This is a genomic window from Micromonospora sp. CA-246542, assembly GCF_050942905.1.
Classification (GTDB): domain Bacteria; phylum Actinomycetota; class Actinomycetes; order Mycobacteriales; family Micromonosporaceae; genus Micromonospora.
The window spans coordinates 6,935,722-6,959,583 of sequence record NZ_CP192040.1 but is presented as its reverse complement, the minus strand read 5'-3'; the positions used below and the strand labels follow the sequence as shown (position 1 = coordinate 6,959,583).

At 71.1% G+C, this 23,862-nt stretch carries 26 protein-coding genes; 6 read left to right on the top strand and 20 right to left on the bottom strand.

The window, feature by feature from the left end; genetic code table 11:
• Positions 1-139: 139 nt before the first annotated feature.
• Positions 140-883, bottom strand: a complete 744-nt coding sequence (locus ACQP0N_RS32480) for a hypothetical protein (RefSeq protein WP_433116455.1) — start codon at positions 881-883, stop codon at positions 140-142.
• Positions 884-1,069: 186 nt separating this feature from the next.
• On the opposite strand from ACQP0N_RS32480, the gene ACQP0N_RS32475 reads away from it, so the two are divergent.
• The 3 genes from ACQP0N_RS32475 to ACQP0N_RS32465 all read left to right on the top strand — a co-directional run bounded on the left by ACQP0N_RS32475 (position 1,070) and on the right by ACQP0N_RS32465 (position 2,751).
• Positions 1,070-1,501 carry an OsmC family protein gene (locus ACQP0N_RS32475; RefSeq protein WP_433116453.1) on the top strand — a complete coding sequence of 144 codons (432 nt, stop codon included), beginning with the start codon at positions 1,070-1,072 and terminating at the stop codon, positions 1,499-1,501.
• Between the two features lie 91 nt (positions 1,502-1,592).
• A complete protein-coding gene (locus tag ACQP0N_RS32470; protein ID WP_433116451.1) occupies positions 1,593-1,940 on the top strand; it encodes a metallopeptidase family protein in 348 nt (115 codons plus the stop codon).
• Between the two features lie 88 nt (positions 1,941-2,028).
• Positions 2,029-2,751 carry an AIM24 family protein gene (locus ACQP0N_RS32465; protein WP_234582643.1) on the top strand — a complete coding sequence of 241 codons (723 nt, stop codon included), beginning with the start codon at positions 2,029-2,031 and terminating at the stop codon, positions 2,749-2,751.
• Between the two features lie 63 nt (positions 2,752-2,814).
• Here ACQP0N_RS32465 and pheA read toward each other — a convergent pair whose 3' ends face one another.
• From pheA to ACQP0N_RS32440, 5 genes are all read right to left on the bottom strand, one after another.
• Positions 2,815-3,768 carry a prephenate dehydratase gene (gene pheA / locus ACQP0N_RS32460; RefSeq protein ID WP_433116449.1) on the bottom strand — a complete coding sequence of 318 codons (954 nt, stop codon included), beginning with the start codon at positions 3,766-3,768 and terminating at the stop codon, positions 2,815-2,817.
• Positions 3,769-3,778: 10 nt separating this feature from the next.
• Positions 3,779-4,285: a hypothetical protein gene (locus ACQP0N_RS32455; protein WP_433121899.1), complete on the bottom strand. Its 507-nt coding sequence runs from the start codon at positions 4,283-4,285 to the stop codon at positions 3,779-3,781.
• 142 nt (positions 4,286-4,427) lie between these two features.
• On the bottom strand, positions 4,428-4,817 hold the full coding sequence (locus tag ACQP0N_RS32450) for an ACT domain-containing protein (RefSeq protein WP_433116447.1): 390 nt from the start codon (positions 4,815-4,817) through the stop codon (positions 4,428-4,430).
• Positions 4,818-4,892: 75 nt separating this feature from the next.
• Entirely contained in the window at positions 4,893-5,351 is a 459-nt protein-coding gene (locus tag ACQP0N_RS32445) for a hypothetical protein (RefSeq protein WP_357131480.1), read from the bottom strand.
• Positions 5,352-5,519: 168 nt separating this feature from the next.
• The gene (locus ACQP0N_RS32440; protein ID WP_355048649.1) at positions 5,520-6,260 is read right to left on the bottom strand and encodes a hypothetical protein; all 741 of its coding nucleotides are present in this window, start codon (positions 6,258-6,260) and stop codon (positions 5,520-5,522) included.
• A 163-nt stretch (positions 6,261-6,423) separates the two neighbouring features.
• Between ACQP0N_RS32440 and ACQP0N_RS32435 the strand changes: the two genes are divergently transcribed.
• On the top strand, positions 6,424-7,653 hold the full coding sequence (locus ACQP0N_RS32435) for an arginine deiminase (RefSeq protein ID WP_433116444.1): 1,230 nt from the start codon (positions 6,424-6,426) through the stop codon (positions 7,651-7,653).
• A gap of 31 nt (positions 7,654-7,684) precedes the next feature.
• On the opposite strand, the gene ACQP0N_RS32430 is transcribed toward ACQP0N_RS32435, so the two are convergent.
• From ACQP0N_RS32430 to ACQP0N_RS32375, 12 genes are all read right to left on the bottom strand, one after another.
• Positions 7,685-8,572: a DUF5926 family protein gene (locus ACQP0N_RS32430; RefSeq protein WP_433116442.1), complete on the bottom strand. Its 888-nt coding sequence runs from the start codon at positions 8,570-8,572 to the stop codon at positions 7,685-7,687.
• A gap of 123 nt (positions 8,573-8,695) precedes the next feature.
• Positions 8,696-9,100 (bottom strand): ATP-binding protein, encoded by a 405-nt coding sequence (locus ACQP0N_RS32425; RefSeq protein WP_355048793.1) that lies wholly within the window; start codon positions 9,098-9,100, stop codon positions 8,696-8,698.
• A 60-nt stretch (positions 9,101-9,160) separates the two neighbouring features.
• A complete protein-coding gene (locus ACQP0N_RS32420) occupies positions 9,161-10,615 on the bottom strand; it encodes a PAS domain-containing sensor histidine kinase (RefSeq protein ID WP_433116440.1) in 1,455 nt (484 codons plus the stop codon).
• A gap of 83 nt (positions 10,616-10,698) precedes the next feature.
• Entirely contained in the window at positions 10,699-11,487 is a 789-nt protein-coding gene (locus ACQP0N_RS32415) for a glycerophosphodiester phosphodiesterase (protein ID WP_355048653.1), read from the bottom strand.
• Positions 11,488-11,497: 10 nt separating this feature from the next.
• The gene (locus ACQP0N_RS32410; RefSeq protein ID WP_425733076.1) at positions 11,498-11,833 is read right to left on the bottom strand and encodes a rhodanese-like domain-containing protein; all 336 of its coding nucleotides are present in this window, start codon (positions 11,831-11,833) and stop codon (positions 11,498-11,500) included.
• A 58-nt stretch (positions 11,834-11,891) separates the two neighbouring features.
• The gene (locus ACQP0N_RS32405; RefSeq protein ID WP_433116437.1) at positions 11,892-12,809 is read right to left on the bottom strand and encodes an LCP family protein; all 918 of its coding nucleotides are present in this window, start codon (positions 12,807-12,809) and stop codon (positions 11,892-11,894) included.
• Positions 12,810-13,030: 221 nt separating this feature from the next.
• On the bottom strand, positions 13,031-14,290 hold the full coding sequence (locus ACQP0N_RS32400) for an LCP family protein (RefSeq protein WP_433116435.1): 1,260 nt from the start codon (positions 14,288-14,290) through the stop codon (positions 13,031-13,033).
• A 182-nt stretch (positions 14,291-14,472) separates the two neighbouring features.
• Positions 14,473-15,687 (bottom strand): LCP family protein, encoded by a 1,215-nt coding sequence (locus ACQP0N_RS32395; protein WP_433116433.1) that lies wholly within the window; start codon positions 15,685-15,687, stop codon positions 14,473-14,475.
• A 76-nt stretch (positions 15,688-15,763) separates the two neighbouring features.
• Positions 15,764-16,741 (bottom strand): NAD-dependent epimerase/dehydratase family protein, encoded by a 978-nt coding sequence (locus ACQP0N_RS32390; RefSeq protein WP_355048658.1) that lies wholly within the window; start codon positions 16,739-16,741, stop codon positions 15,764-15,766.
• A gap of 82 nt (positions 16,742-16,823) precedes the next feature.
• Entirely contained in the window at positions 16,824-18,515 is a 1,692-nt protein-coding gene (locus ACQP0N_RS32385; RefSeq protein ID WP_433116431.1) for a solute symporter family protein, read from the bottom strand.
• Positions 18,493-18,858, bottom strand: a complete 366-nt coding sequence (locus ACQP0N_RS32380) for a DUF485 domain-containing protein (RefSeq protein ID WP_355048660.1) — start codon at positions 18,856-18,858, stop codon at positions 18,493-18,495. Before ACQP0N_RS32380 ends, ACQP0N_RS32385 begins: the two co-directional genes overlap by 23 nt.
• Before the next feature lie 174 nt (positions 18,859-19,032).
• Complete coding sequence (locus ACQP0N_RS32375; protein WP_433121898.1) at positions 19,033-19,785, bottom strand: flavin reductase family protein; 753 nt, start codon at positions 19,783-19,785, stop codon at positions 19,033-19,035.
• Positions 19,786-20,228: 443 nt separating this feature from the next.
• On the opposite strand from ACQP0N_RS32375, the gene ACQP0N_RS32370 reads away from it, so the two are divergent.
• Complete coding sequence (locus ACQP0N_RS32370) at positions 20,229-21,014, top strand: helix-turn-helix domain-containing protein (RefSeq protein WP_433116429.1); 786 nt, start codon at positions 20,229-20,231, stop codon at positions 21,012-21,014.
• The gene (locus ACQP0N_RS32365; protein WP_433116427.1) at positions 21,011-21,211 is read left to right on the top strand and encodes a DUF397 domain-containing protein; all 201 of its coding nucleotides are present in this window, start codon (positions 21,011-21,013) and stop codon (positions 21,209-21,211) included. Before ACQP0N_RS32370 ends, ACQP0N_RS32365 begins: the two co-directional genes overlap by 4 nt.
• Before the next feature lie 85 nt (positions 21,212-21,296).
• Here ACQP0N_RS32365 and ACQP0N_RS32360 read toward each other — a convergent pair whose 3' ends face one another.
• Both ACQP0N_RS32360 and ACQP0N_RS32355 read right to left on the bottom strand, forming a co-directional pair.
• Positions 21,297-23,006 (bottom strand): ABC transporter permease, encoded by a 1,710-nt coding sequence (locus ACQP0N_RS32360; RefSeq protein WP_433116425.1) that lies wholly within the window; start codon positions 23,004-23,006, stop codon positions 21,297-21,299.
• Complete coding sequence (locus tag ACQP0N_RS32355) at positions 22,991-23,755, bottom strand: ABC transporter ATP-binding protein (RefSeq protein WP_396803399.1); 765 nt, start codon at positions 23,753-23,755, stop codon at positions 22,991-22,993. The genes ACQP0N_RS32360 and ACQP0N_RS32355 overlap by 16 nt, the downstream gene beginning before the upstream one ends.
• Between the last annotated feature and the right edge of the window lie 107 nt (positions 23,756-23,862).

Sequence of the window (23,862 nt, the reverse complement as noted above, 5' to 3'; positions counted from 1 at the left end):
CTCGTGCCTTCGCCCCTCGCCCCGTCGATCTTGCACTTTCGGCGGCTGATTTGTTGGCTTGTGCGTCCTATGTGACGACAGAAACCGCAAGATCGGCGCGGTGGTGGGGTGGGGTGGGGGGGTGGGGTGGGGTGGGGGGTCAGGTGGGGTTTTCGGGGCGGGCGAAGGGGGTGGTTGGTTCCACCGTCAGGTCGGCGGGGGGAGGTAGGCCGTCGTCGAGTGGACCCGGGTGCGGGCGGCGACGCCAGGACCGCATCGCGGGTACGTCGGCGGCCCGGGCATCGTCGTCAGCCGGCCCCGACGACGCGCGGGTCGGTACGGCCCCCGCCAGTCGCAGGGCGGCGGCGAAGAGGACGCACGCGACGAACGCCAGCACGAGACCGCGGCCGTACTCGACCCGGAACTCTTCCTCGGGCGAGTAGAGAAGGGCCCGCTCCCCGGTGTCGTGGAGCGTCGCGGCAGCGGCGACCAGCAACGCCAGGAGCGCGCCGGCCAGCGTGAGGCCGACCAGCCGCGCGTTCGCACGGACCGCCGCCGTGCCCCCCAGCGCCAGGGCCACGGCGCAGGCCAGGCCGAGCAGACCGGCGAGATAGGCGACCCCGAAGCCGCCGATCTCGGACACGCTGGCGGGCACCTCGATCGTGTTGGGCCCCTCGGGCCCGCCGCTCGGCACGGTCGTCAGCAGCCACTCGCCGATCATCGACGCGATCCCGGCGACCGCGCCGAGGCCGGCCAGCAGCAGCGGCAGGCGAGGATCACGGGTCAGGCCGACCAGGGGATTACCGAACCGGCGTGCCCGCGCGGGCTCGTCGGCGCCCCACTCGATCACAGCCGGCGCGTCGGGCGGGTCTCCCTGTCGCGGAACGGGCAGATCCTCGGGCATCGGCCATCCCTCCGCCGGTCGCGGGCCTGCGTCGAATCATGGCACAGCCCTCGGTCGTAGCGCTGCCGTCGACACCGCGCGCCCGCCCACGTCCGTCGCGCCGCCGATCACGGTGACGGGAATCGCAGGGCGGTCGTCGGTGCCGGTCGGTCGCCCGTAGGTCACGTATCCGCTAGCGTTCTCGACATGCCAATCCGTACCGCTTCCGCACAATGGCAGGGCAATCTCACCGAGGGTTCCGGCACCGTCCGCACCGGTAAGGGCGGGATGTCCGGCAACTACTCCTTCAAGTCGCGCTTCGAGGAGGGCGAGGGCACCAACCCCGAGGAGCTGATCGCCGCCGCGCACGCGGGCTGCTTCTCGATGGCGTTCTCGAAGGCCCTCGCCGACGCCGGCACCACGCCCACCTCGGTCGAGACCACCGCCAAGGTCCACCTGGACAAGACCGATGCCGGGTTCAGCGTGACCCGGATCGACCTCGAGACCGTCGGCCAGGTGCCCGGGGTCGACGAGGCGGAGTTCCAGAAGCTCGCCGAGGCCGCCAAGGCCAACTGCCCCATCTCCCGCCTGCTCTCGCCGGGCGCCGAGATCACCCTCACCGCCCGCCTGGCCGCCTGACCCGGCGACCCGCACACGTGGACCCCGGCCCGGGTCGCCGAGCGCGACCCGGCCGACCGGTCCCGCGTCGGGCAGAATGAACGTCGTGCCGGTGGAGATGACTCGCGAGCGCTTCGAGGAGCTGGTCGCTGACGCCCTCGACGAGGTGCCCGAGGAGCTTCTCGGCCTGATGAACAACGTGGTGATCCTCGTCGAGGACAACCCGCCGCCGGGTGAATCCGACCTGCTCGGCCTCTACGAGGGGCACGCGCTCACCAACCGGGGCTGGGACTACTCCGGTGTGCTGCCGGACCGGATCTTCATCTACCGCCACCCGATCCTGCGGATCTGCGACAACGACGAGGACGTCGTCGACGAGGTGGCGGTGACCGTGGTGCACGAGATCGCCCACCACTTCGGTATCGACGACGAGCGGCTGCACGCCCTGGGCTGGGGCTGACGCGCTCGTCGCTGAACCGATCGCCTCCGGTTGCCGTGGTCACCTACGGTCGATGCAGCGACCGCGACCATTTCAGGAGGCACCTTTCATGCGCAGCGAGCTGTTCTCGGCGGAGAATCTGGAGAAGGAGTCGGCGCAGGCGGGCATGCGTCTGCAGAACTCCAAGATGTTGAAGATCGAGCTCAACGGCGAGGCGATGGCCCGGGTCGGCTCGATGGTCGCCTACCAGGGCAACGTGCAGTTCCAGGCCCTGGGCTCGGGCGGCCTCGGCAAGTTCCTCAAGCAGAAGCTCACCGGCGAGGGCGTCCCGCTGATGAAGGTCACCGGCCAGGGTGACGTCTTCCTCGCCGAACTGGCCAAGGACGTCCACATCATCGACCTGGAGCCGGGCGACGCGCTCTCCATCAACGGCTCCAGCGTGCTCGCCTTCGACTCGACCCTGCAGTACGACATCAGGATGGTCGGGGGCGCCGGCATGGCCTCCTCATCCGGGCTGTTCAACTGCGTGTTCAGCGGGTACGGCCGGATCGCCATCACGACCAAGGGCACCCCAGTGGTGCTCAACGTGGACGCCCCGACGTACGTCGACCCGCAGGCCGCCGTCTGCTGGTCGGCCAACCTCCAGACCGGCTACCACCGTGCCGAGCAGCTCGGTCTCGGCACGCTGCTCGGTCGGCGCACCGGCGAGTCGTTCACCATGAGCTTCGCCGGTCAGGGCTTCGTGGTGGTGCAGCCGTCCGAGGAGCCGCCCGTCATGGGCAGCGGTCAGCAGCAGCAGGAGGGTGGCCTGCTCGGCGGTCTGCTGAGCTGAGCGCCGATCCGGGTGGGGGCGCTCCGGAGCACCCCACCCCCAGGGCCCCGGCGTTCGGCCCGGTCAGCTCATCTCGCCGGTGCGCAGCCGGGCCAGCCAGGCCGCCGCGTCGGCGTAGTCGACGTCGGACAGGCCGGCCGGCGCGGGCACCCGCCGCTCGCCGGCCTCGACCCAACGGTGGCGGGGATAGGACCCGAGGAAACGGACCTCCGCGCACACCCGGCGCAGCCCCTGCAACGCCTCACCCAGGCGTACGTCGGCCACGTGCCCGGTGCAGTCGAGGAAGAAGACGTACCGGCCCAGCGCCTCACCGGTCGGGCGGGACTCGATCCGGGTCAGGTTCACCCCGCGTACGGCCAGCTCGACCAGCACCGACAGCAGCGCGCCCACCCGGTCGTGAGCGATGTAGACGGCCAGCGAGGTGAGGTCGTCGCCACTCGGCGGTGGGGGTGGCCCGGGACGGGAGACCAGCACGAACCGGGTCACCGCGTCGGGGTGGTCGGCGATCTTGTCGGCGAGCAGCGCGAGCCGGTGCCGGGCCGCCCCGATGGGCGCGCAGATCGCTGCGTCGTACTCGCCGGACCCGGCGCCGGCGGCCGCCGCGCCGTTGGAGAGGACATCGACGACCGTCGCGTCGGGCAGGTGGTCCCGCAGCCAGCCCCGGCACTGGGTGGACGCCTGCGGGTGTGCCGCGATGGAGCGGACCGCCGACAGCGCGGTGCCCGTACGGGCGGCGAGCACGAACTCCACCGGCAGGACCACCTCGCGGGTGATCACCAGCGGCTCACCCTCGACGATCTCGTCGAGGGTGACGCCGACCGCCCCGCCGATCGAGTTCTCCAGCGGTACGAGCGCCGCGTCGGCCTCTCCGGCCCGGATGCTGTCGAGCGCCTCCCCGACGCTGCGAGCCGGCGTACGGGAGCCGTATTCGGCTGCCGGGATGGTGCGCAGGGCCTGCTCGGCGAAGGTGCCCTCGGGGCCGAGGTAGACGTAGCGCGTAGGCGGTGTTCCGGGCATGCCGCCCAGACTACGCACCCGGTCCGACCGCTGGAGATGGATCGCAGGCGAGCGTACGGATTCCGGCCGGCCCGGTGGCCCGGACCTCGATGGTGCACACGTCGGTCCCGGCCGTGACCAGTTGCAGAGCGGTCGGCCCGCCCTGGGTGACGACCTGAAGCTCCTCGTGCCCGGTCACCTCCAGCACGGTGTACTGCCAGTCTGCGGCGCACAACGGGCCGGTGCGGACCCGGACCCGGACGTTGTCCGGGAGCACCGAGGCCTGCCCGCGCAGCAACTGCACCACCCGCTGCCCGGTCGGGCCGTTCCGGCAGGTCGTCGCCACCAGGCCCGGCTCCGGGGTGGCCGCGCCGGTGGCGGGTGGCGGTGCGGTTGGCGCGGTCGAGGGTGTGCCCGTCGCGACGCCGGTCGGGCCCGACGGCCTGGGGCTGCCGGCTCCGGTGGGCACGCCGGCCGGGTCACGCAGTTCCGGAGGTGCTCCGCAGCCGGTCAGCGCTCCGATGGTGAAAAGCGCCAGCAGCGCCGCCCACGCGGGCGCGGTGGGGGCGGACGGGCGGCGGGGTGGTCTGAACGGCACGGGCCGGTCCTCGGGACATCGGGATACGTCGCGGCCGGGGTGGCCGAGCCCATCGTAGGGCGAGCGGTCGGCCGGGTGAAGCTCAGCCGAGGACGCGGTGTCCGGCGCGCTCCAACGCGGTCGTGCCCTCCGTCAGTCGGACGGCCGGTAGCAGCACATAGTCGGTGTCGAAGGTGGAGAAGGTGACCACGCTGACGCGGGCCGCGGCGAGTGGGTCCATGAGCGCCGCGAGTGTGCCGGTGCCGTCCACGCCCGCCGGACCGGCGACGCGGAGGCAGCGCCAGATGGTCTCCGCCACGGCCTCGTCGGGCAACCGGTCGGCCGGGCAGATCACCGAGATCCCGTCGGCGGTCCAGCTCACCGTGACCACGTCGGCGCGACCCAGCTTGCTCGACAACTCGTCCGGCAGGGCGGTGCCGCCACTCAGCCGGCACACGGCGTACTCCCCCGGCAGCAGAGTGATATCGAGCATGAGGGCACCCTACGACGTGGAACCGAGCCCGTCCGGGCATCGCCGCGTGCGGCGAACACCACATCGCGCCGCAGGTCAGACCTCGGAGAAGAAGGTGAGCGAGCCCGCGACGGCGCCGTCGGAGAGCACCGGCGTGGAGATCGCGTCGACCGTCGCGTCGGGCCCGCCACCGGAGGCTGCCTGCACCCGCAGCAGGCCCCGGGCGAGGCGGCCGGACGAGAGCGCAAGCAGGGGCGGAATCTTGTCGATCTCGGCCTCGGTCAGCTCGCCCCGGTTCGCGGTGAAGTCGAGCAGGCGAAGGCCGCCGTCGAGAAGTGGACGCCCGATCAGGCCGGCGGGCTCGCCCAGGCAGAGCAGGGCGCAGCCGGCGGTGGAGATGGCCACCACACGGGTGTCGGCGTCGATCAGCAGGCAGGGCTCGTCCGCCCGCCCGACGGTCGAGGACCACTGACCGACATTGTCGAACTCAGACTCTGTCGAGGCTCGGGCCGAGGGCACGAACACTTCTGAGAGCGAGAGTTCGACGTGGGCCACCGCGCCTCCTATGTACAACGACGGACTGTCCACGCTAGCCGGTCGACGACGGATTCACCGAGCGAGCCGGGTCACCGCGCCGCAGCGGAGAACCCCCGGGCGGCCGGCGACGGCGCGGGAGCCGGTGGGTAGGTGGGGGACCGGGGCCGCGTGGCGTCGCCGGTGACGTTACCGGCGGTGGGCCGCCTTGTCAGCGGCCGTTCGGCCCTCCTCGTACCACCGGTAGTCGGCCGATGGACGGTACGTGCCGTTCAGCCAGGTGCTCGGGTGCTGCGCCACCCGTGCCAGCTTCTCGGCCGTGGTCGGGCTGATCCGGTTGCCACCGGCCACGAGGAGCCGGTCCAGCTCCCGGTGGGTGGCCATCAGACAGTCCTTCGGCAGGCCGTAGACGCTGATCACGCCGGAACCCACGAAGGTCAGCACGGGCGTCACCGGGATGGTCAGCCCCACCGCGTCGGAGAGGGCCTTGCTGGCCCGCTTGGCGTCCCGGCGGGCCTCGGTCACGTACGGGGGCCGCTTCCCGTTGATCTGCACGACGTCCCCGGCGACGAGCACCCGGGCCCGGCCGTGGTCGGCGATGGTCACCGCGAACAGGCCGCTCGGCCCGATGGCGAGGAAACCGGCGCGGTCGTCCTGAGCGCGGTCGAGCAGGACGTCCGCCACGTCGGTGCGGGGCCACTCGATGACGTGCCAGGAAGGCCCGAGGTGGTCGAGTTGACCGAGTGCCCGCGCGCCGGCCGCCTCCAGCCGACGGGCGCCCCGCTCGGCACGGCGGCGTCGGGCCCACTCGAGCGGTGTGGGGCGGACCGGTTCGAGAGCCCCCGGCGCCTCGACGCGGGGGTGGGGCACCGCGATGGGCGGCAGTGCCCGTGCGGTCGGTACGGCTCGTCGTGCGGGAAAGACAGTCATCGCGACCTCCGGCAAAAGGTCCCTCGAAGTTATGTCCTCACTACCCTACGTTGCCACTGTGGGTGTTCGGCAAGCCGGAACGCCGGAGTGACTGTGGATGAATGCCATATTCATCCACAGTTCTTTTCTCGGATGCCGCCAAACCCTGCCCTACGCTGCGGGGGTGACCCACTACGTCGACAGTGAAGTCGGCCGGCTCGGCACCGTTTTGCTGCACCGGCCCGGCCCGGAACTGGCCCGGCTCACCCCGCGCAACAACGACTCGCTCCTGTTCGACGCGATCCCCTGGGTCGGCCGCGCCCAGGAGGAGCACGACGCCTTCGCGGCCGCGCTGCGGGAGCGCGGGGTCGAGGTGCTGTACCTGGCCACCCTGCTGGCCGAGACGCTGGCCGTCGAGGACGCCCGCGCCGAACTGACCGAGCAGGTGCTGCGCTCGCGCCGCCTCGGCGACACGCTCCGCGCCCGGGTCGCCGACCACCTCGCCTACCTGGACCCGGCCGCCCTGGCCGACGTGCTGACCGCCGGGCTGGCCCACGAGGAGCTGCGGATCAGCTCGGAGCGGCCAGGCGGTCTCGTCTACACCCTGATGGACCGGCACGACTTCGTCATCGACCCGCTGCCTAACCTGCTCTTCACCCGGGACTCGTCGCTGTGGATCGGCGACCGGGTCGGTGTCACCAGCCTCGCCATGCCGGCCCGCCGTCGGGAGACCACCCTGACCGACGCCATCTACCGGTACCACCCCCGGTTCGCCGGCACCGAGTTCGTCTACCGCCCCGACCTGGAACACCTGGAGGGCGGGGACGTGCTGCTGCTCGCACCCGGCGTGCTGGCCGTCGGGGTCGGTGAGCGGACCACCCCGGCGGGCGCGGAACGCCTCGGCCGGCAGGTCTTCGCCGCCGGCCTGGCCCACACCATCCTGGTGGTGCCGATCGCCCAGAAACGCGCCACGATGCACCTGGACACCGTCTGCACGATGGTCGACGTCGACGCCGTCCTGATGTATCCGAACATCGCCAGCACGCTCTCGGCGTACACCGTCATCGCCGGCGCGGACGGCGAGGACCCACGGGTGGACGGCCCGGCGCCCTTCCTGCGAGCCGCCGCCGACGCGATGGACCTGGACCAGCTCCGGGTCATCGACACCGGCCTGGACCCGGTGACCGCGGAGCGCGAGCAGTGGGACGACGGCAACAACACCCTCGCCCTCGCGCCCCGGCTGTGCGTCGGTTATGAGCGCAATACGGAGACCAACGCGCAGTTGGAGCGGGCCGGCATCGAGATCATCCCGATCGCCGGTTCGGAGTTGGGCTCCGGCCGGGGCGGCCCGCGCTGCATGTCCTGCCCGATCGTCCGCGCCCCTTTGAAGGAAGGGCCCCCTGCTAACGCCTAGTGCATAGCAAGGGCCCCTTCCTAACAACGCCTCAGCGCAGGGTGAGCTGGCGGCCGAGCAGCCCCTGGCGGGCGCGCCGGCCGGCGGCGTCCAACGCCTCGGTGCTGGCGAGAGCCTCCGCGTACCGCTTGGCGAACTGCGCCACCGGGTCCTCCCACTCGCCCGCCGGCGTGTCCTCGGGAAGATCCCAGACGGGTACGAGCCGGCCGTGGGCGCGGAACATCCCGGCGAACTTGGTCTGCTCGCCGAGCGTCAGCGTGCCGGCCGCGCCGAGGCGGGCCAGCGCGTCGAGGGCGGCGTCCTCATCGTCCGGCAGCACCCAGCGCACGTGCGCCTTCTCGGGGACCTGGCACCAGTACGCGGCCTTCGCGGAGGTCATCCGGACGGTCGGGTAGATGGCGGCGTTCGCCCGCTCCAGGGACGCCTGGACGCCCGGGTCGTCGGTGGCGCCGGGATCGAGCCAGAACTCGAACCCGTCGTGCATGCTGATCTCCAGCGGGCCGTCCACGAGGATGTCCTGAAGTCGCGGCCCGGGGCCGGGCAGCGGCGGCACGGACACCTGGCCGCCCGGCTCGGTGCGCAGCGCGCTGAGGAGCGCCTCGGCCAGGTCCCGGGAGACATCGCCGGACTGCTGGTGACGCTGCAGACCGATGAGCACCTGGCCGTCCGGCTTGCTCACCGCCGGCGCGGCCATCGGCAGCACCGTGGCCAGGGTCGCCGACCGGTCGCCGAACTCCTCGACCAGGGCGGGTGCCAGTCGCAGCGGTGCGGAGGCGGCGGGCACCAGCTCGCGCAGCGCGATCCACTCGGGCTCGTCGACCAGCCCCTCGAAGGGACGTGACACGAAGACGTCCCGCACCTTCTCCCGACGGGGAGTGGTGTCGGTGGCTGCTCGCTGGCTCTTTCGACGCTTGCTCACGGCGTCACAGCCTAGAGCCCTCGGCCCCGTGCCGTGGCCCGGACCCGCCACCGGGGCCAGGGCCTGTGTCAGAAGAACTGCCCGGGCTCCGGCCTCGGCTCGACTGCCCTTATGGAACAGGCCCTACTTCGCCGCGACCAGCCGGGGAGTGGGGTCGAACTCCGCCCAGACGCGCTGGCCCATGCCGTCCCGCTCGACGCCCCAGCGGGTCGCCAGGCCGGCCACGATGTGCAGGCCGCGCCCGTCCGCCGCGTCGAGGCCGGCGGTGCGGATCCGTGGGCCGGTGGCCGCGCCGCCGTCGGTCACCCGCAACTGGATCCGTGGGCCGTCGGCGGACGGCCGCAGCCGCCAGGCCACCCGGACCACGCCGCCGGGCAGCGGGTGGGCGTGCCGGACCGAGTTTCCCACCAGTTCGGCGAGCACCGCGATCAGATCCGCGAGCAGCGCCGGGGGCACGACGTCCGCCAGGTCGTCGGCGAGCCGATGCCGGGCCAGTCGTGCGCCGGCGGGGTGGTGGGGAACAACCACGCACCACGCCCGATCCCTCGCCGCCGTCGCCACCGTCGCCTCCACGTCGCGCCCCGCAGGTCAACCGCGCGGTAGCCGCACCTCTGCGACCGTACCGCCGTCGGTCCTCGGACGTAGGGATACCCATCCATTCTGCTGTTCAACGATCCGGCGGACGAGATAGAGGCCGAGCCCCGCTCCGGGATAGCCGCGCCGGTCACCGGACTCGCCCTGCCAGAACCGGTCGAACGCCCGTTCCACGTGCTCCGGCCGGATGCTGATGCCGCGGTCGCTCACCCGGAACGCGACCAACTGACCGTCGACCCCGGCCGTGATCTCGATGGGGGAGCCCGGTGGCGAGTACTTGCCCGCGTTGGTCACCAGCTCGGTCAGGACGGTGGCCAGGCTGGGACGGTGGCCGAGCGCCTTGGGCAGGTCGACGGGCAGGCGGAGCGTCAGCCGGTGTCGCAGCTCCGCCGGCAGGTCCACGACCGCCGCGCGCAGCGCCGCACCGAGGTCGAACGGGGTGGGCGGCTCGTCTGCGGGCCCCGTCTCCGCCGCCGAGGAGAGCAGCCGGTCGACCAGCCGGGCCAGCTCGTTGGCGCGCTGCCCGATCACCCGGGCGGCCTGCCGCCGGTCGCCGTCGGTCAGCGACTCCCAGTGGTCGGTGAGGGTGTCCGCGTACCCCTTGATGACGGTGACCGGCGTGCGTAGCTCGTGGCTGGTCACCGCGACGAACAGCTCCCGGTCGTGATCGCGGCGCTGCTGGTCGGTGATGTCGCGGAAGGTGACCACCCGCAGCGCGCCCGGGCCGGGCAGGTCGCCGGAGGTGATGCGCAGCCAGCGCCCGTCCGGCAGCCGGTGGTCGCGGACCTGGCCGGCGGGCGGCAGCGGGAACGGCAACGGCCGGTTCAGGGCCTGGTCCGTCGTGCGGCCGGTGACCTGGACGGCCGCGGGGTTCCACAGCCGGACGTGCCCGTCCCGGTCGACCACCGCCAGCCCGTCGGCGAGCGCCGCCACCACCGGACCGTCGCCGTGCACCGGCAGTCCGCTCTGGTCGCCGTACATGTGCGCCACGCACGAGGCCAGATACTCGATGGCCCCCTGCTGTTCGGCGCCCGGCTCGTCGTCGCCCGGATAGAGGGCGTGCAGGCTGCCGACGGTGTGACCGCCGATCTCGGCCCGGGACACCACCATCCGGTTCAGGCCGCTGCCGGCCAGTTCGGCGGCGAGCTTGCCGCTCAGATCGGTCACCCGGACCTGGCTCACCCGGGGACCGGAGAGCAGGCGGACCGTGTCCGGATCGTCCGCCGCGAGCGGGCGACCGAGCGCCCACTCCGCCGCGCCGGTGGCCGCGATCACCCGACCGCCGGTCGGACCGAACTCGACGAACGCCATCCCGCTCGCGCGCAGCGCCGGTTGGGTCATCCGGAGGAGTTGGGTGAGGACCGGCAGGCCCGCGTCCCCCGCATTGATCATCTCGATCACGACGGTGTGGCCGGCGAGAAGAGCGGGAAAATCGATACGCTCCGGCATGTGCCGAGTGTGCCCCGCCGGCCCGGCTTTCGGCACCCCCGGTTGTCGCACAGGCGTCGGCTCGCTCGCCTCGACAGGCCCGTTCAGCGGTCCCGCCGGGCAAGGACGTGCGCTGGTCGGTCCGTGATGATTCCGTCCACCTCCTCGGCCAGCACCATCTCCACGTCGGCCGGCTCGTTGACCGTCCAGACGTACACCTGGTTGCCGGCGGCGCGCAGCGCGGGCAGCAGGTGGGGGCGGGCCCGGAGCAGGCCGATGCCCGGGCCGGCGATGCGGGCGCCGAACGGCAGCCGGCCCAGCCGCAGCCAGGGTGGAAGCACTTCCAGCAGCAGCACCGTGGGCAGCGCCGGAGCCAACTCCCGGATCCGGCGTACGGCCAGCGGGGAGAACGACATGACGGTCACCTGGACCGGGTCGTCCGGTGCCGGGTCGACCAGCCCGTACTGCCGCAGCAGGTCGACCAGCCGCCGCTCCACCAGCGAGCCGAAGCGGGACGGATGCTTCGTCTCGACGAGCAGCCGGACGGGCCGCCCGGCGGCGAGCACCGCGTCGAGCAGCCGGGCCAGGGTCAACAGCCGGGTGTGCGACTCGTCCGGCGGCAGGTCACCGCTCGGCGCGCCGGCCGGATGCCACGAGCCGAAGTCCAGCGCGTCCAACTCGGCGAGAGTCCGTGCGCTGACCAGCCCGCGACCGTTGCTCGTACGGTCCAGCCGCCGGTCGTGTACGCAGACCAGATGACCGTCCCGGGTCAGCCGGACGTCGCACTCCAGCCCGTCGGCGCCTTCGTCGAGGGCGCGCAGGTACGCGGCGAGGGTGTGCTCCGGAAGGTCGTACGAGGCGCCGCGGTGCGCGAAGACCAGTGGCCCGCCCATTCCGCCCGCCTCAGATGACCTGGCCGGACTGCCCGTTCGCGTCGACCACCGGTCGGCCGACCGCTGCCCACTGGCGCATCCCGCCGTCGGCGTTGCGTACCTGCCCCCAGCCGTTGTTGATCAGGTAGGCGACGACCTGGGCGGATCGTCCACCGGAGCGGCAGATGACGGCCACGTCCCGGTCGGTCGGCACCTCGGCCAGCCGCGCGGGCAGCTCCATCATCGGCAGGTGGTGGGCGGTGGGGGCATGGCCGGCCGCCCATTCGTCGGCCTCCCGCACATCGAGCAGGTAGGTGTCGTCGGCGATCTCGGTCACGGGCACGGTGGGAACCTGGGGTCCGAACACAGGAAGCAACACTAGATCCTCGGGGGCCGGATCGGCACCGACCCGGCCGTCGCCACGGTCACAACCGGGTCACCCAGCGCGGGTTGGCCTGCGCCCAGTCCGGTACGCGGGTGCCCCGGACCGCCTCGAACAGCCCGTTGCCACCGTTGTCGAGCACCACGTACGAGACCTGGTCGATGGTCTGCGGGGACGAGGGCACCTGGACGCCGCGCATTCCGTCGGGCGGCAGCGCGCGGAGCGCGAGGAGCAGATCCTCAAGGGGTACGCCGTTGGTGTCGACGGTCAACGAGCCGCCGACCGCCCGGAGCACCTGGTCCAGCTTCACGGGATTGTTGCGCAGGTCGGCGTCGCCGGCGCTGTCCAGCATCGCCCGCAGGAGTTGCTGCTGGTGGCGCTGCCGGTCGTAGTCGCCCCCGGGCAGGTCGTAGCGCTGCCGTACGTAGTCCAGCGCCTGTGCCCCGTCCATCCGCTGGCAGCCGGTCCGGAAGAGGCGGTTGGTGTGGATCGAGCGCACCTCGGTGTCGACGCACATCTGCACCCCGCCGAGGAGGTCGATCACCTTCCGGAAGCCGGAGAAGTCGATCAGGGCGGCGCCGTCGAACCGGATGCCGGTGAGCCGGTTCAGGGTGGTGGAGAGCAGTCGGGCGCCGGCCGATCCGCCGCCACCGTGCTCGTACGCGGCGTTGATCTTGTCGGGGCCGCCGCCGAAGCCGTTCGCCGGTGGGATGGCGACCAGCAGGTCACGCGGTATCGAGACCAGGTACGCCGCGCGCCGCCCGGCGGGTACGTGCACGATGAGGATGGTGTCGGAGCGCTGGTCCGGCTCGCTGCTGCCGGCACGTTTGTCGGTGCCGATCAGGAGGTAGTTGAGCGCCCCGTCCAGGTCGGTCCGGTCGCTGCGGGCGTCGGCGTCGAGCAACTGCTCCTTGGTGACCGTACGGTCGTACCGGTGGGTCAGTGTCTTCAGGCCCGCCACCGCGAGCCCGGCCAGCAGGACGAGGGCCAGTCCGACGCCGAGCAGGAGGCGTGGCCAGCGAGCGCGTCGCGACCCGGCCGGGTGTGCCCGGCCGGCTGCGTTCCGTCCCCACCTGGACGTGACCGCCTCCCCGCAGCCGATACGTGAACCTTGCTCACGTCAGGCTACGGTCAGTGACGGGACGGTCGCCGGGCTTTCCGCGACTTGGCCATGCCCGGCCGTCACTTCCGGCCGGAGATCACCTCGGGGTGGGTGAAGACGAACTCGGCGAGCTTGTCCTGCTTGACCGCCTCGAACATCTCCATCGTCTCCGCGCTCAACGCCTCGCGGTTGTTGCCGTTGCCGTTGAAGTTGCCGTTGTTGGTCTTCAGCATGGTCAGCTCGTTCGCGGTGACGCCACGCATGGTGAAGATGAAGTTCTCGATCGGCACGCCGCCGGTGTCCAGGACGAACGCCTTGCCGGCCGCCTTGATCAACGAGTTCATCTTGGCCGGGTTGGTCAGCATGCCGCCGTCGGTGGCCTTGCGGGCCATCGCCTTGATCAGTTGCTGCTGGTTCTGCTGCCGGTCGTAGTCGCCGCCGGGGAGGCCGTACCGCTGCCGGGCGTAGTCGAGGGCGGCCCAGCCCTCCATCTCCTGGCAGCCCTTCTTGTGCACCACCGGGGTCATCGACTTGCCGGTCTTCTTGGCGTCGGCGTTCCACATCGGCTTGCCGTCGACGAACGACATGTGGTGCGACTTGACCTCGTGGCTGACACAGATCTTGACCGTGCCCAGCGTGTCGATGACGTTCTTGAAGCCACCGAAGTTGATGATCGCCGCGCCGTCGAAGCTGACGCCGGTGAGGCGCTTGATCGTCTGGGCCATCAACTGGGCGCCACCCTCCCAGCCGCCGCCGTTACGGGCGCCGGCCTGGAAAGCAGCGTTGATCTTGTCGGTGCCGCCGGCGAAGCCGCTCTTCTTGAAGGGCGGGATCTGCGCCTCGGTGTCCCGGGGGATCGAGATCAGGTACGCCTGGTCGTGCGAGGCCGGGATGTGCAGGATGATGATGCTGTCCGACCGGACGTCGTCGGCGGCCCAGCGTTCCCGGGCGTCCACGCCGAGCAGCAGCATGTCGATCGGGCCGTCCAGGCTCGCGCCACCCTCGGCGTCGGTCTTGCCGGCGTCGCCGAGCAGGTTGCGCTGGGCGATGTCGCCGGTGGCCTGACCGATCAGCACCTTCGTGCCGACGATCGCCACCCCGCTGCTGAGCATCAGCACCGCACCGAAGATCACGGTGAGGCGGGCCCAGAGCGGATCCTTGCGCCGGGGCCGCTTCTTCGCCGGCCCCTTGCCGCCCGGCCGGCTGCCGCCGTCACCCGGCGGGCGACCACCCGGGCCACCACCCGATCGGCCGGGCTGCACCGGTATGGACGCGGCGATACGACCGCTCTGCGCGGGGGATGTGGTGGACGGAGGGCGACGGCTGGCCTGAACCGGCATTCGTGCTCCAGCTCGTGATCAGGAGGGGGCGGCACCACTGTACGTACATCAATTCGACTTTGCGAGTTCATCTGGACTCAATTGGGACGACAGGTCCCGTCAACCGTTCGATCGGTCGTACTCGATCACCGAAACGGTGAGTGTGCCTCACGTTGGGTCGACCGTCGTGACTCCCCGCGCGCTCAGCCGCCGTCGGAGTTCTTCGGCGGATTGGCCTTCACCCAGTCCGCCATCGTGTCCGCCGACATGGCCTTGTACATCGCCAGCGCCTTCTCCCGGTCCGAAACCACCACCGACTCGCCGTTGATCGTGTCGCTGCCCGAGTTCGGGCTGGTCAGGAACGTGAGGTTCTCACCGCGCAGGCTCCGGAACTGCACTGCCATATCGGTCAACGAGAAGCCCTGGTCGACGGTCACCGCCGCGGTCACCGACTTGAGGAAGTCGTTGAGCTTCTTCGGGTTCGCCAGGGTGCCGGTGCTGGCCGCCTTGTCCATCAGCGCCCGCAGGAAGTCCTGCTGGTGCCGCATCCGGGCGAAGTCGCCGTCCGGGAACTGCTTGCGCTGCCGGATCCAGTCCAGCGCCTCCGCGCCGTCCATGTGGTTGGTGCCCTTGGTGAACGTCCGGTACGGCTTGTGGATCGAGGTGATCGTCCGCTCCACCTTCAGGTCCACCCCACCGAGGGCGTCGGTGACCTCCTTGAACCCGCCGAAGTCGATCGCCATGACGTGGTCGATCCGGACGTCGCTGAAGCATTCGACGGTACGGACCGCCAGCGGCAGGCCACCGAAGGCGAACGCCGCGTTGATCTTCGCGCGCTGGCCGGAGCCGCAGTCCGCGCCCGCGCTCTCCGGGATCGGCACGTACAGGTCGCGCGGGATGGAGACCAGGTACGCCTCCTTATGGTCGGCCGGGATGTGCATCACGATGATGGTGTCGGCCCGCCACTGGCTCTTGGTGTCGACGGGCGCGTCCGGGTCCCGGGAGTCGCTGCCGACCAGCAGGATGTTCAACGCGCCGTCGACCGGCTTCGCCGGCCGGCCGCCGGTGATCTCCGCGAAGGGATCGGTGCGGGCCAGGTCGTTGTTGAGGTTGCGCGCGTAGAGCCACGCGCCGAGGCCGCCGAGCAGCGCCAACACCAGCACCGCGATGCCCGCCACCAGGCCGATCCGCCCCCAGCGTGGGCGCGGGCCACGCCGTCCCGACCCGCCGGCGCCACCCGGCCCGCCCGGTCCCGTCGGCCCGCCGGGGCCGACCTCCCGATCGTCGTACGACGGGTAGAAGCGCGCCTCGGCCGGACGCGCGCGTCCGGAGGCGCCCCGGTCGGGGCCGGGCACCGAGGCGCGCCCGGCGCTGCGGTGCAGGTACGGGTGGGGAACGCCGGCAGGGGTCGCTGACATGCAAATCAGAGTACGTAGCGAGGACCACTACCGCCCTCAGGTGACACTCAGCGATCGGCGGTCCGCCGCAAGCCGGTTACCCTAGCCGCGCCCGGAAGTACTCGATCGTGCGTCGCAGGCCGTCTTCGGGCGTCACGGCCGGCTCGTATCCGAGCAGTTCACGGGCGAGGGTCAGGTCGGGCCGGCGCATCTCCGGGTCGTCCGCGCTGCGCGTGATGTACGTCACCTCCGAGCTGCTGTCGGAGAGCGACACGATCAACTCGGCGAGTTGCCGCATGGACATCTCGTGCTCGGTACCGCAGTTGACCGGGCCGGTCTCGGTCGAGTCGAGCAGCAGCAGGATGCCCCGCACCAGATCCTCGACGAAGCAGATCGACCGGGTCTGGTTGCCGGTGCCGTGCACGGTGATCGGCTCGTCACGCAGCGCCTGGGAGATGAAGGTCGGGATGGCGCGACCGTCGTCCGGGCGCATCCGCGGGCCGTACGTGTTGAAGATCCGCACGATCGCGGCGTCCAGTCCCCGGTACCGGTGGTACGCCATGGTGGCCGCCTCGGAGAAGCGCTTCGCCTCGTCGTAGACGCTGCGGACGCCGATGGGGTTGACGTTGCCCCAGTAGGTCTCGCGCTGCGGGTGCTCCTTCGGGTCCCCGTACGCCTCGCTGGTGGAGGCCATCAGGAACCGGGCGCCGTCGGCGACCGCGCGGTCCAGCAGGTGCAGGGTGCCCACCGAGCCGACCCGGAGGATCTCCACCGGAAGCTGGGCGAAGTCGGTGGGGCTGGCCGGCGAGGCCATGTGCAGGATCGCGTCGAAGCGCTCGGTCAGCGCCGGGTGGTGCGTCGGCAGACCGTCGGAGATGTCCGCCTCGACCAGGGTGAAGGTTGGCCGGTCCAGCAGGTGGGCGACGTTCTCCTTGGAACCCGTGACGAAGTTGTCCAGGGCCACCACCGTGCACCCACGGGCGATCAGCGAGTCGACCAGGTGCGACGGAACGAAACCGGCGCCGCCGGTGACAAGAACGCGGTGACCAGACCCAAAGCGCTCAGCAACCTTCATGCCGGTCAGCCTACCGACTGAAGGAAGGGCCCCCTGCTAACGCCTGGCGTTGTACAGGGGGCCCTTCCTAACAGCTAGCGCGTCAGTGGGCACCCGCGCCGGTGAGGGCGCGGACCTCCAGCTCGGCGTACTTGTCCTCGTCGTGCTCCTTCGAGATGAGCGTGCCGACGAACCCGCAGAGGAACCCGAACGGGATGGACAGGATGCCCGGGTTGGACAGCGGGAACCACTGCCAGTCGTGGTCCGGGAACATCGACGTCGCCGCGCCCGACACGACCGGTGAGAAGAACACCAGCACCACGGCCGAGATCAGGCCGCCGTAGATCGCCCACACCGCTCCGGAGGTGTTGAACCGCTTCCAGAACAGGCTGTAGAGGATCGCCGGCAGGTTGCCCGAGGCGGCGACCGCGAAGGCCAGCGCCACGAGGAACGCCACGTTGAGGTTCTGCGCGTAGATCGACAGCAGGATCGAGATCGCGCCGATGACCAGGGCGGAGATCCGGGCGACCCGCACCTCCTGGCGCTCCGACGTCTCGCCCTTCTTCAGGACGTTCGCGTAGAAGTCGTGGGCCAGGCTGGACGAGGAGGCCAGGGTCAACCCGGCGACCACGGCCAGGATGGTGGCGAAGGCGACCGCCGCGATGATCGCCAGCAGGGCCGCGCCACCCAGTTCACCGCCGAAGAACTCCAGGCCGAGCGCCTCGGCCAGCTGGGGTGCGGCCGTGTTGCCGGCCTTGTCCTGCGCGATGATCGCCGGACCACCCACCATCGCCGCCGCGCCGAAGCCGAGGGCCAGGGTGAGCAGGTAGAAGGTGCCGATGATGCCGATGGCCCAGAGCACGCTCTTACGGGCCGCCTTGGCGGTCGGCACGGTGTAGAAGCGGATCAGGATGTGCGGCAGACCGGCCGTGCCGAGCACCAGGGCGATGCCGAGCGAGAGCAGGTCCATCTTGTTGTAGAACGTCTGCGTGGAGTTCCCGGCGACCTCCACCCCGTACCGCAGGCCCGGTTCCAGGAGTTTGTCGCCCTTGCCGGAGGCCGCGGCGGCGGCGCCGAGCAGCTCCGACAGGTTGAAGTGGAACTTGGCGAGGACCAGCACGGTCATCAGCAGCGCGCCGCTCATCAGCAGGAACGCCTTGACGATCTGCACGTACGTGGTGCCCTTCATGCCACCCACGGTCACGTAGATGATCATCAGGGCGCCGACCATGATGATGGTCGCCACCTTGGCCGTGGCGGCATCCATGCCGAGGAAGGTCGTCCCGGGCTTGATGCCGAGCAGCAGCGCGACGAGCGCGCCGGCGCCGACCATCTGGGCGAGCAGATAGAAGATCGAGACGGTGATGGTGGAGACGGCGGCCGCCGTACGCACCGGACGCTGCCGCATCCGGAACGCCAGCACGTCGGCCATCGTGTACCGGCCGGAGTTGCGCAGCAGTTCCGCGACCAGCAGGAGGGCCACCAGCCAGGCGACCAGGAAGCCGATCGAGTAGAGGAAGCCGTCGTAGCCGTAGAGCGCGATGATGCCAGCGATGCCGAGGAACGAGGCGGCGGACATGTAGTCGCCACCGATCGCCATGCCGTTCTGGAATCCGGAGAAGGACCGGCCGCCGGCGTAGAAGTCGGTGGCCGTCTTGGTCTGCCGGCTGGCCCAGATGGTGATGCCCAGGGTCACCGCCACGAACACCAGGAACAGCGTGATGGTCAGGTTGCGGGCCGTGTGGTTACCAGCCTCGGCCGCGAGGAGCAGGTCAGCCGCGTGGACCGTCGTCATGGGTCACCTCCCCGATCTCGGCACGGATGCGGTCGGCGACCGGGTCGATCTTCCGGTCGGCGTACCGGGAGTAGAGCCAGGCGATCAGGAACGTCGAGACGAACTGGAGCAGGCCGAAGACCAGGGCAACGTTGATGTTGCTGCCGAACAGCTTCGTGCCCATGAAGTCCCGGGCGTACGCGGAGAGAATGACGTAGAGCGCGTACCACAGGAAGAACGCGACGGTCATCGGGAAGACGAAGCCGCGCAACGCGCGCCGCAACCCGGCGAACTCGTCTGACTGTTGTACGGCCAGGTACTTGTCCGGCTGGGAAGCGGTCGGCGCGGGTGTGTCCGTGGACATCTGTGGATCACCACCTTCACAGGCGTCGGGGGTAGTTGCGCGCACCGTAGGAGGCACGCTCCCCGACGGGGAAGGTCGAGATCGACGCCGGTCGCCGAGTGCGCCGAGCGGTTGGCTGGGTGCGCCGAGTGACCCAGGTCACTCCGGTGACCGGTCGCGCTCCCAGGGCCCTGGTCAGCCCGGCAGCTCGTGGTACCGCCCCCGGTAGTGCAGCAGCGGCGTGGTGTCCTCGACCAGGTCGACGGCCTCGATGGTGGCCTCCACCAGCAGGCCCCAGCCGTACTCCCGGGCGGTGTCCAGCCGGCACCCCGCCCAGCCGCCGGCGTCGGACGGCACCGGCCCGTAGGGCGTGTCGGTCCACCCGCCGGTGGCGAAGAGTCCTCCCGGGGCGGGAAAGAGGCCGGCGAAGCGGTCGGCGAGCTGCCGGTGTGACGGGCCGAGCGGCGCGACGGCGAACCGGCCCGCCTCCTCGACGGCCGCCCAGAGGTCGGACTCCGGGTCGATCAGCCCGAGCAGTCGGTCCGGCTCCCCCTCCGCGACCAGTGTCGACGACACCGTCAGACCCGCCGGGCCGGGTGCCGTCCAGAGGGTGACGGGCGCGGCGAGTCGACCCCGCAGCCGACGGGCGGGCGACCGTTGCCCGGTCGGCACCGCGAACGGATCGGTGTGGTGGATCTCGGCACCCGGCTCATGATTCACGTGAAACATTGTGCCGCCCCGTCCGCGTACCCAGCCCAGGAAGCGTGCGTGCAGGTCGGCGGGTCGCCCGCCCAGCCGGGCGAGCTGATCGCCCGCCTCCGCCATCAGCGTCCCCAGATAGAACAGCAGCGCCGTGCGGTCGTCCCGGTACTCGGCCAGCAACGCCAGCCGCGCCGCTTGGCAGGGCCAGTGCGCGCCGCAGCCCCGACACCGCCACAGCGGTCGCATCGGCAGGTGCGGCCGACTCACCCCACACCTCTGGCGGCCGCCGGGAGGCAACATCTCTGTGAGCGTGATGCCGGTGAGTCATCAAGATGACCCACCGGCATCACGCTGGTGGGGATGGCAGGTCTCCGCACGTGACGCGCCGCACCGCCGCGTGCCGGCTCGATCGCGCCCGGCACGGCCGTCGTCGCCACGTTCCTCATCGAGTACGACCACCGCGTCCCCTGCCCATCGAGGACTGACCCGATCATGAGCGATCCCTCCCAGTGAACGAGGGCCGCCCCGCTCGGGGGATGACCGGGGCGGCCCGACGCAGGACCAACCGCCGGGTCATCGCCTCCACCGGCCGGGCCGCGTGCTCTCCACCCTGGACGGCGCGGCGTGGACACGGGAGGATTCCAGGGCTTACTACGCAGCGCAGTCACGTACTTACCGGAGAGGTAAGGATGAACATCGAGATGTGGGTACGGGCGTTGAAGGCCGCCCGCGCCGGTGCCGACGTGTCCCAGGAGGCGCTGGCGACCCTGATCAGGTGGAGCCCCTCCACGGTGGCCGCCATCGAGACCGGCCGCCGCCGACCGACGATGGAATTCGCGGTGGCCGCCGACGAGGCCCTGGCCACCGGCGGCCTCCTCGCCGAACTCCTGTCGGCTGCCGATCGTCAGCGGTTGCCGACATGGTTCGTCCCCTGGCGTCATCACGAGGAGCACGCGATTCGCCTCTGCGAATTCGAGCCCTGCTTGATTCCTGGTCTGCTGCAAACCGAGGACTATGCCCGAGCGGTGATCTCCGCCGGGGGCCTGAACCCTGCGGATGTGGTGGATGAGTTGGTCGCGGTTCGACTCGACCGGCAGCGGCTCTGGCATCGCGCCGAGCCGCCCCAGTGTGTGTTCGTCCTGGACGAGGCCGCGCTGCGACGTCCGGTAGGCGGGCCGGCGGTACTTGATGCGCAGCTTGGCCGACTGATGGAACTCGCCACCATGTCGAGCGTCAGATTGCACATCGTCTCGCTCGACATCGGGGCCCATGTCGGGTTGACCGGTGGCTTCCTGCTCGCCGAACTCCCGGATGGCGAACGGGTGACCTATGTGGAAGACGTCGCCCGAGGACACGTCATCGACGATCCGGACGTCGTGCGTCTGATAGGTCGGAAATGGGATAGCCTGCTCGGCGAAGCGCTGCCCACCAGCGCCTCGCTGGATCTGATCCGGAAGCTGAAGGTGACTCCATGACCCTTGCTCATCCGCGTTGGCGAACGTCGACCAGGTCCGGCGACACAGGCGGCGCGTGCGTCGAGGTGGCGGACAATCTGCCGGGTGTCGTGCTGGTGCGGGACAGCAAGGATCGGTCCGGCCCGGTGCTCACGTTCAGCCCGTCGGCCTGGACCGGATTCCTCGCCGCCCACGCAGCTCGCGGCCCGGCCGCCTAGTTGGCCCGCTATCGCTCGCAATCTTGGACAGTTTCCGTTAGCAGCTAACGGAAACTGTCCAAGATCTCCCCGTGGAGTAGATCGCCTAGCGGCGTGGCGTGACGGTGGCCAGCAGTTCCGGCTGACGTCGGTCCAGCACGTCGCCGGCCAGGTACGCGCCGAGCAGCGCCGCACCCAGCCCGTACGCGGTGCCGAGCGGGAGGGCCAGCCAGAGCCAGGCGTCGCCGAGCAGCGCGGCGGCCACCACCATCGGCACGCCGATGACCGCCGTGGTGATCATGGCGACCAGGGTGAGCAACCCCTTCGCCATGCCGGCGCCGCTGTTCATGCCGAACGGGTTGCTCGTCTCCGGCAGCGAGTACGCCCCGAGCACCGACACGAAACTGCTCACCGCCAGCCCGGCGCCGTAGGTCGCGACCAGGCTGCCCACCATCAGCCCGATCCACGCCGGTCGGCTGAGCAGTACCGACAGGACCACCGAGACGAGCACCAGCAGCGGCAGGACGTACAGCGAGAACGCGGTCATCCGCGCGCGCAGCTCGACCCGACCGGGAACGCCGGCCACGACGTTCGCGGCGTACGCGCTGCCGTCGAAGCCGAACTGGTTGGCCAGGGTGACCGAGGCGAGTACCCCGACGAAGAGCAGCGAGATGGTGACCACGACCGGTGAGCTGTCGCCAACCGCCGCGGTGAACCCTCCGTCCTGCGCCGCGAAGTCTCCGCCCGTGACGTTGACCAGGACGGGCACGAAGATGCCGACCACCGCGATGGTGATCAGATTGGCTCGGCGGCGGGCGTCCCGCCACCAGTAGCGGGCCTCCCGGGCGACGAGCGCGCCGAACCGGTCCCGCCGCGCCCAGGTGGCGGCCCGGGGGAAGAGTTGGGCGACCGCGCCGCCGTCGACGCTGCGTCGCGCCGGTGCCCGGCCGGCGGTCGCCGAGCCCACCATCGCCGACTCCAGCGACCGCGACCACCAGGCCAGCAGCGCGCCGATCGCCGCCAGCGTGATCAGCAGCTTGAGCGGGGCGGCCCACACCCGTCCCTGCGCCACGTCGATGCCGGCGGTCCACGGCGCCCCGAACGGCGTCCACCCGAGCACCGACGCGGCTCCGGTCAGTCGGGTCCAGTCCGTCTGGCGCAGCGCCGCCAGGCCGAACACCTGCAACGGGCCGAGTAGCGCGGCGACCACCGCCAGCAGCACGGCGGCCAGGTCGCGTACCCGACGGGACCGCAGCATGCTGGCGAAGGCGCTGGTCACCGCGCGGCTCGCGGCCACACAGAGCAACAACCCGGTGAGTACGCCGAGCACGGCCACGACACCGGCGGACCAACCGCCCAGCGCCCAGGCGGTCAGGACCAGCCCCAGCGAGGCGATCGACGCTGCCAGTACCGGCACGCTGACCAGCGCGGCGGCGAACAGGCCGACGACAAGAGTGCGGCGCGGCAACGGCAGGAGCGCGAACCGGGCCGGGTCCAGCGTTTCGTCCACCCCGAAGAAGACCAACGGCAGCAGCAGCCAACCGAGCACCAGCAGGCCCCCGCCGGCCGCCGCGACCAGCACCGCGTACCGGCCGTTGCCCGTCATGCCCGGCGCGGCGAACAGGAAGAAGCCGCTGGCCGCGAACCAGAGGCCGACCAGCGCCCCGCCGACGAACATCGCGATCCGCCAGCCCTGGCCCCGGAAGTTGTTGCCCATCACCCGCAGCTTGAGCCGTACGAAGTGCTGCGCGGAGACCCTTCGCGCCGGAGCGGCGGGCGCGGTTGCCGCGGTGGCCGGGTTCACCGAGACAGCCATGACAACTCGTCACCGGTCGCGGTACGCCCGCCGACCACCTCGACGAAGACCTGTTCGAGCGACCGGTCGCCCCGGACGTCCGCGATCGTGCCGACCCGCTTGATGGTGCCCTGGGCCAGGATCGCCACGTGCGAGCACAGCCGCTCGACGACCTCCATCACGTGACTGGAGAAGACCACCGTGCCGCCGCCGGCCGCGTACCGGGTGAGAATGTCGCGGATCAGCGCCGCCGACACCGGGTCGACCGCCTCGAACGGCTCGTCCAGCACCAGCACCCGGGGGCCGTGCAGCAACGCGCAGGCCAGGCCGATCTTCTTCTTCATGCCCGCCGAGTAGTCCACCACCAGCGTCCGGCCGGCGTCGCCGAGCGCCAGGACGTCCAGCAGCTCCGCGGCCCGCTGGTCGACCACCGCCGGGTCCATCCCCCGCAGCAGCCCGTGGTACGCCAGCAGTTCCGCGCCGCTGAGCCGGTCGAACAGCCGGACACCGTCGGGCATCACGCCGAGCAACTGCTTGGCCGTGACCGGGTCGCGCCACACGTCCTGGCCGAGCACCCACGCCGAGCCGGCGTCCGGCCGTAACAGGCCGACCGCCATCGACAGGGTGGTGGTCTTGCCGGCTCCGTTCGGGCCGAGCAGCCCGTAGAAGGACCCGGCCGGTACGTCCAGGTCGACACCGGCGACCGCGACCGTGCCGTCGAATCGTTTAGCCAGACCACGCAGCACGAGCGCGGGATGCTCACCAGTCATGGCCCGACGTTATCCGCCGACCGCCAGATCCGCCGTCCGGAGACAGGCGGATCCACGATCATTCCCAAGACGTAGTCCCTGTTCCGACCGGGAGGCGATTACCCGAC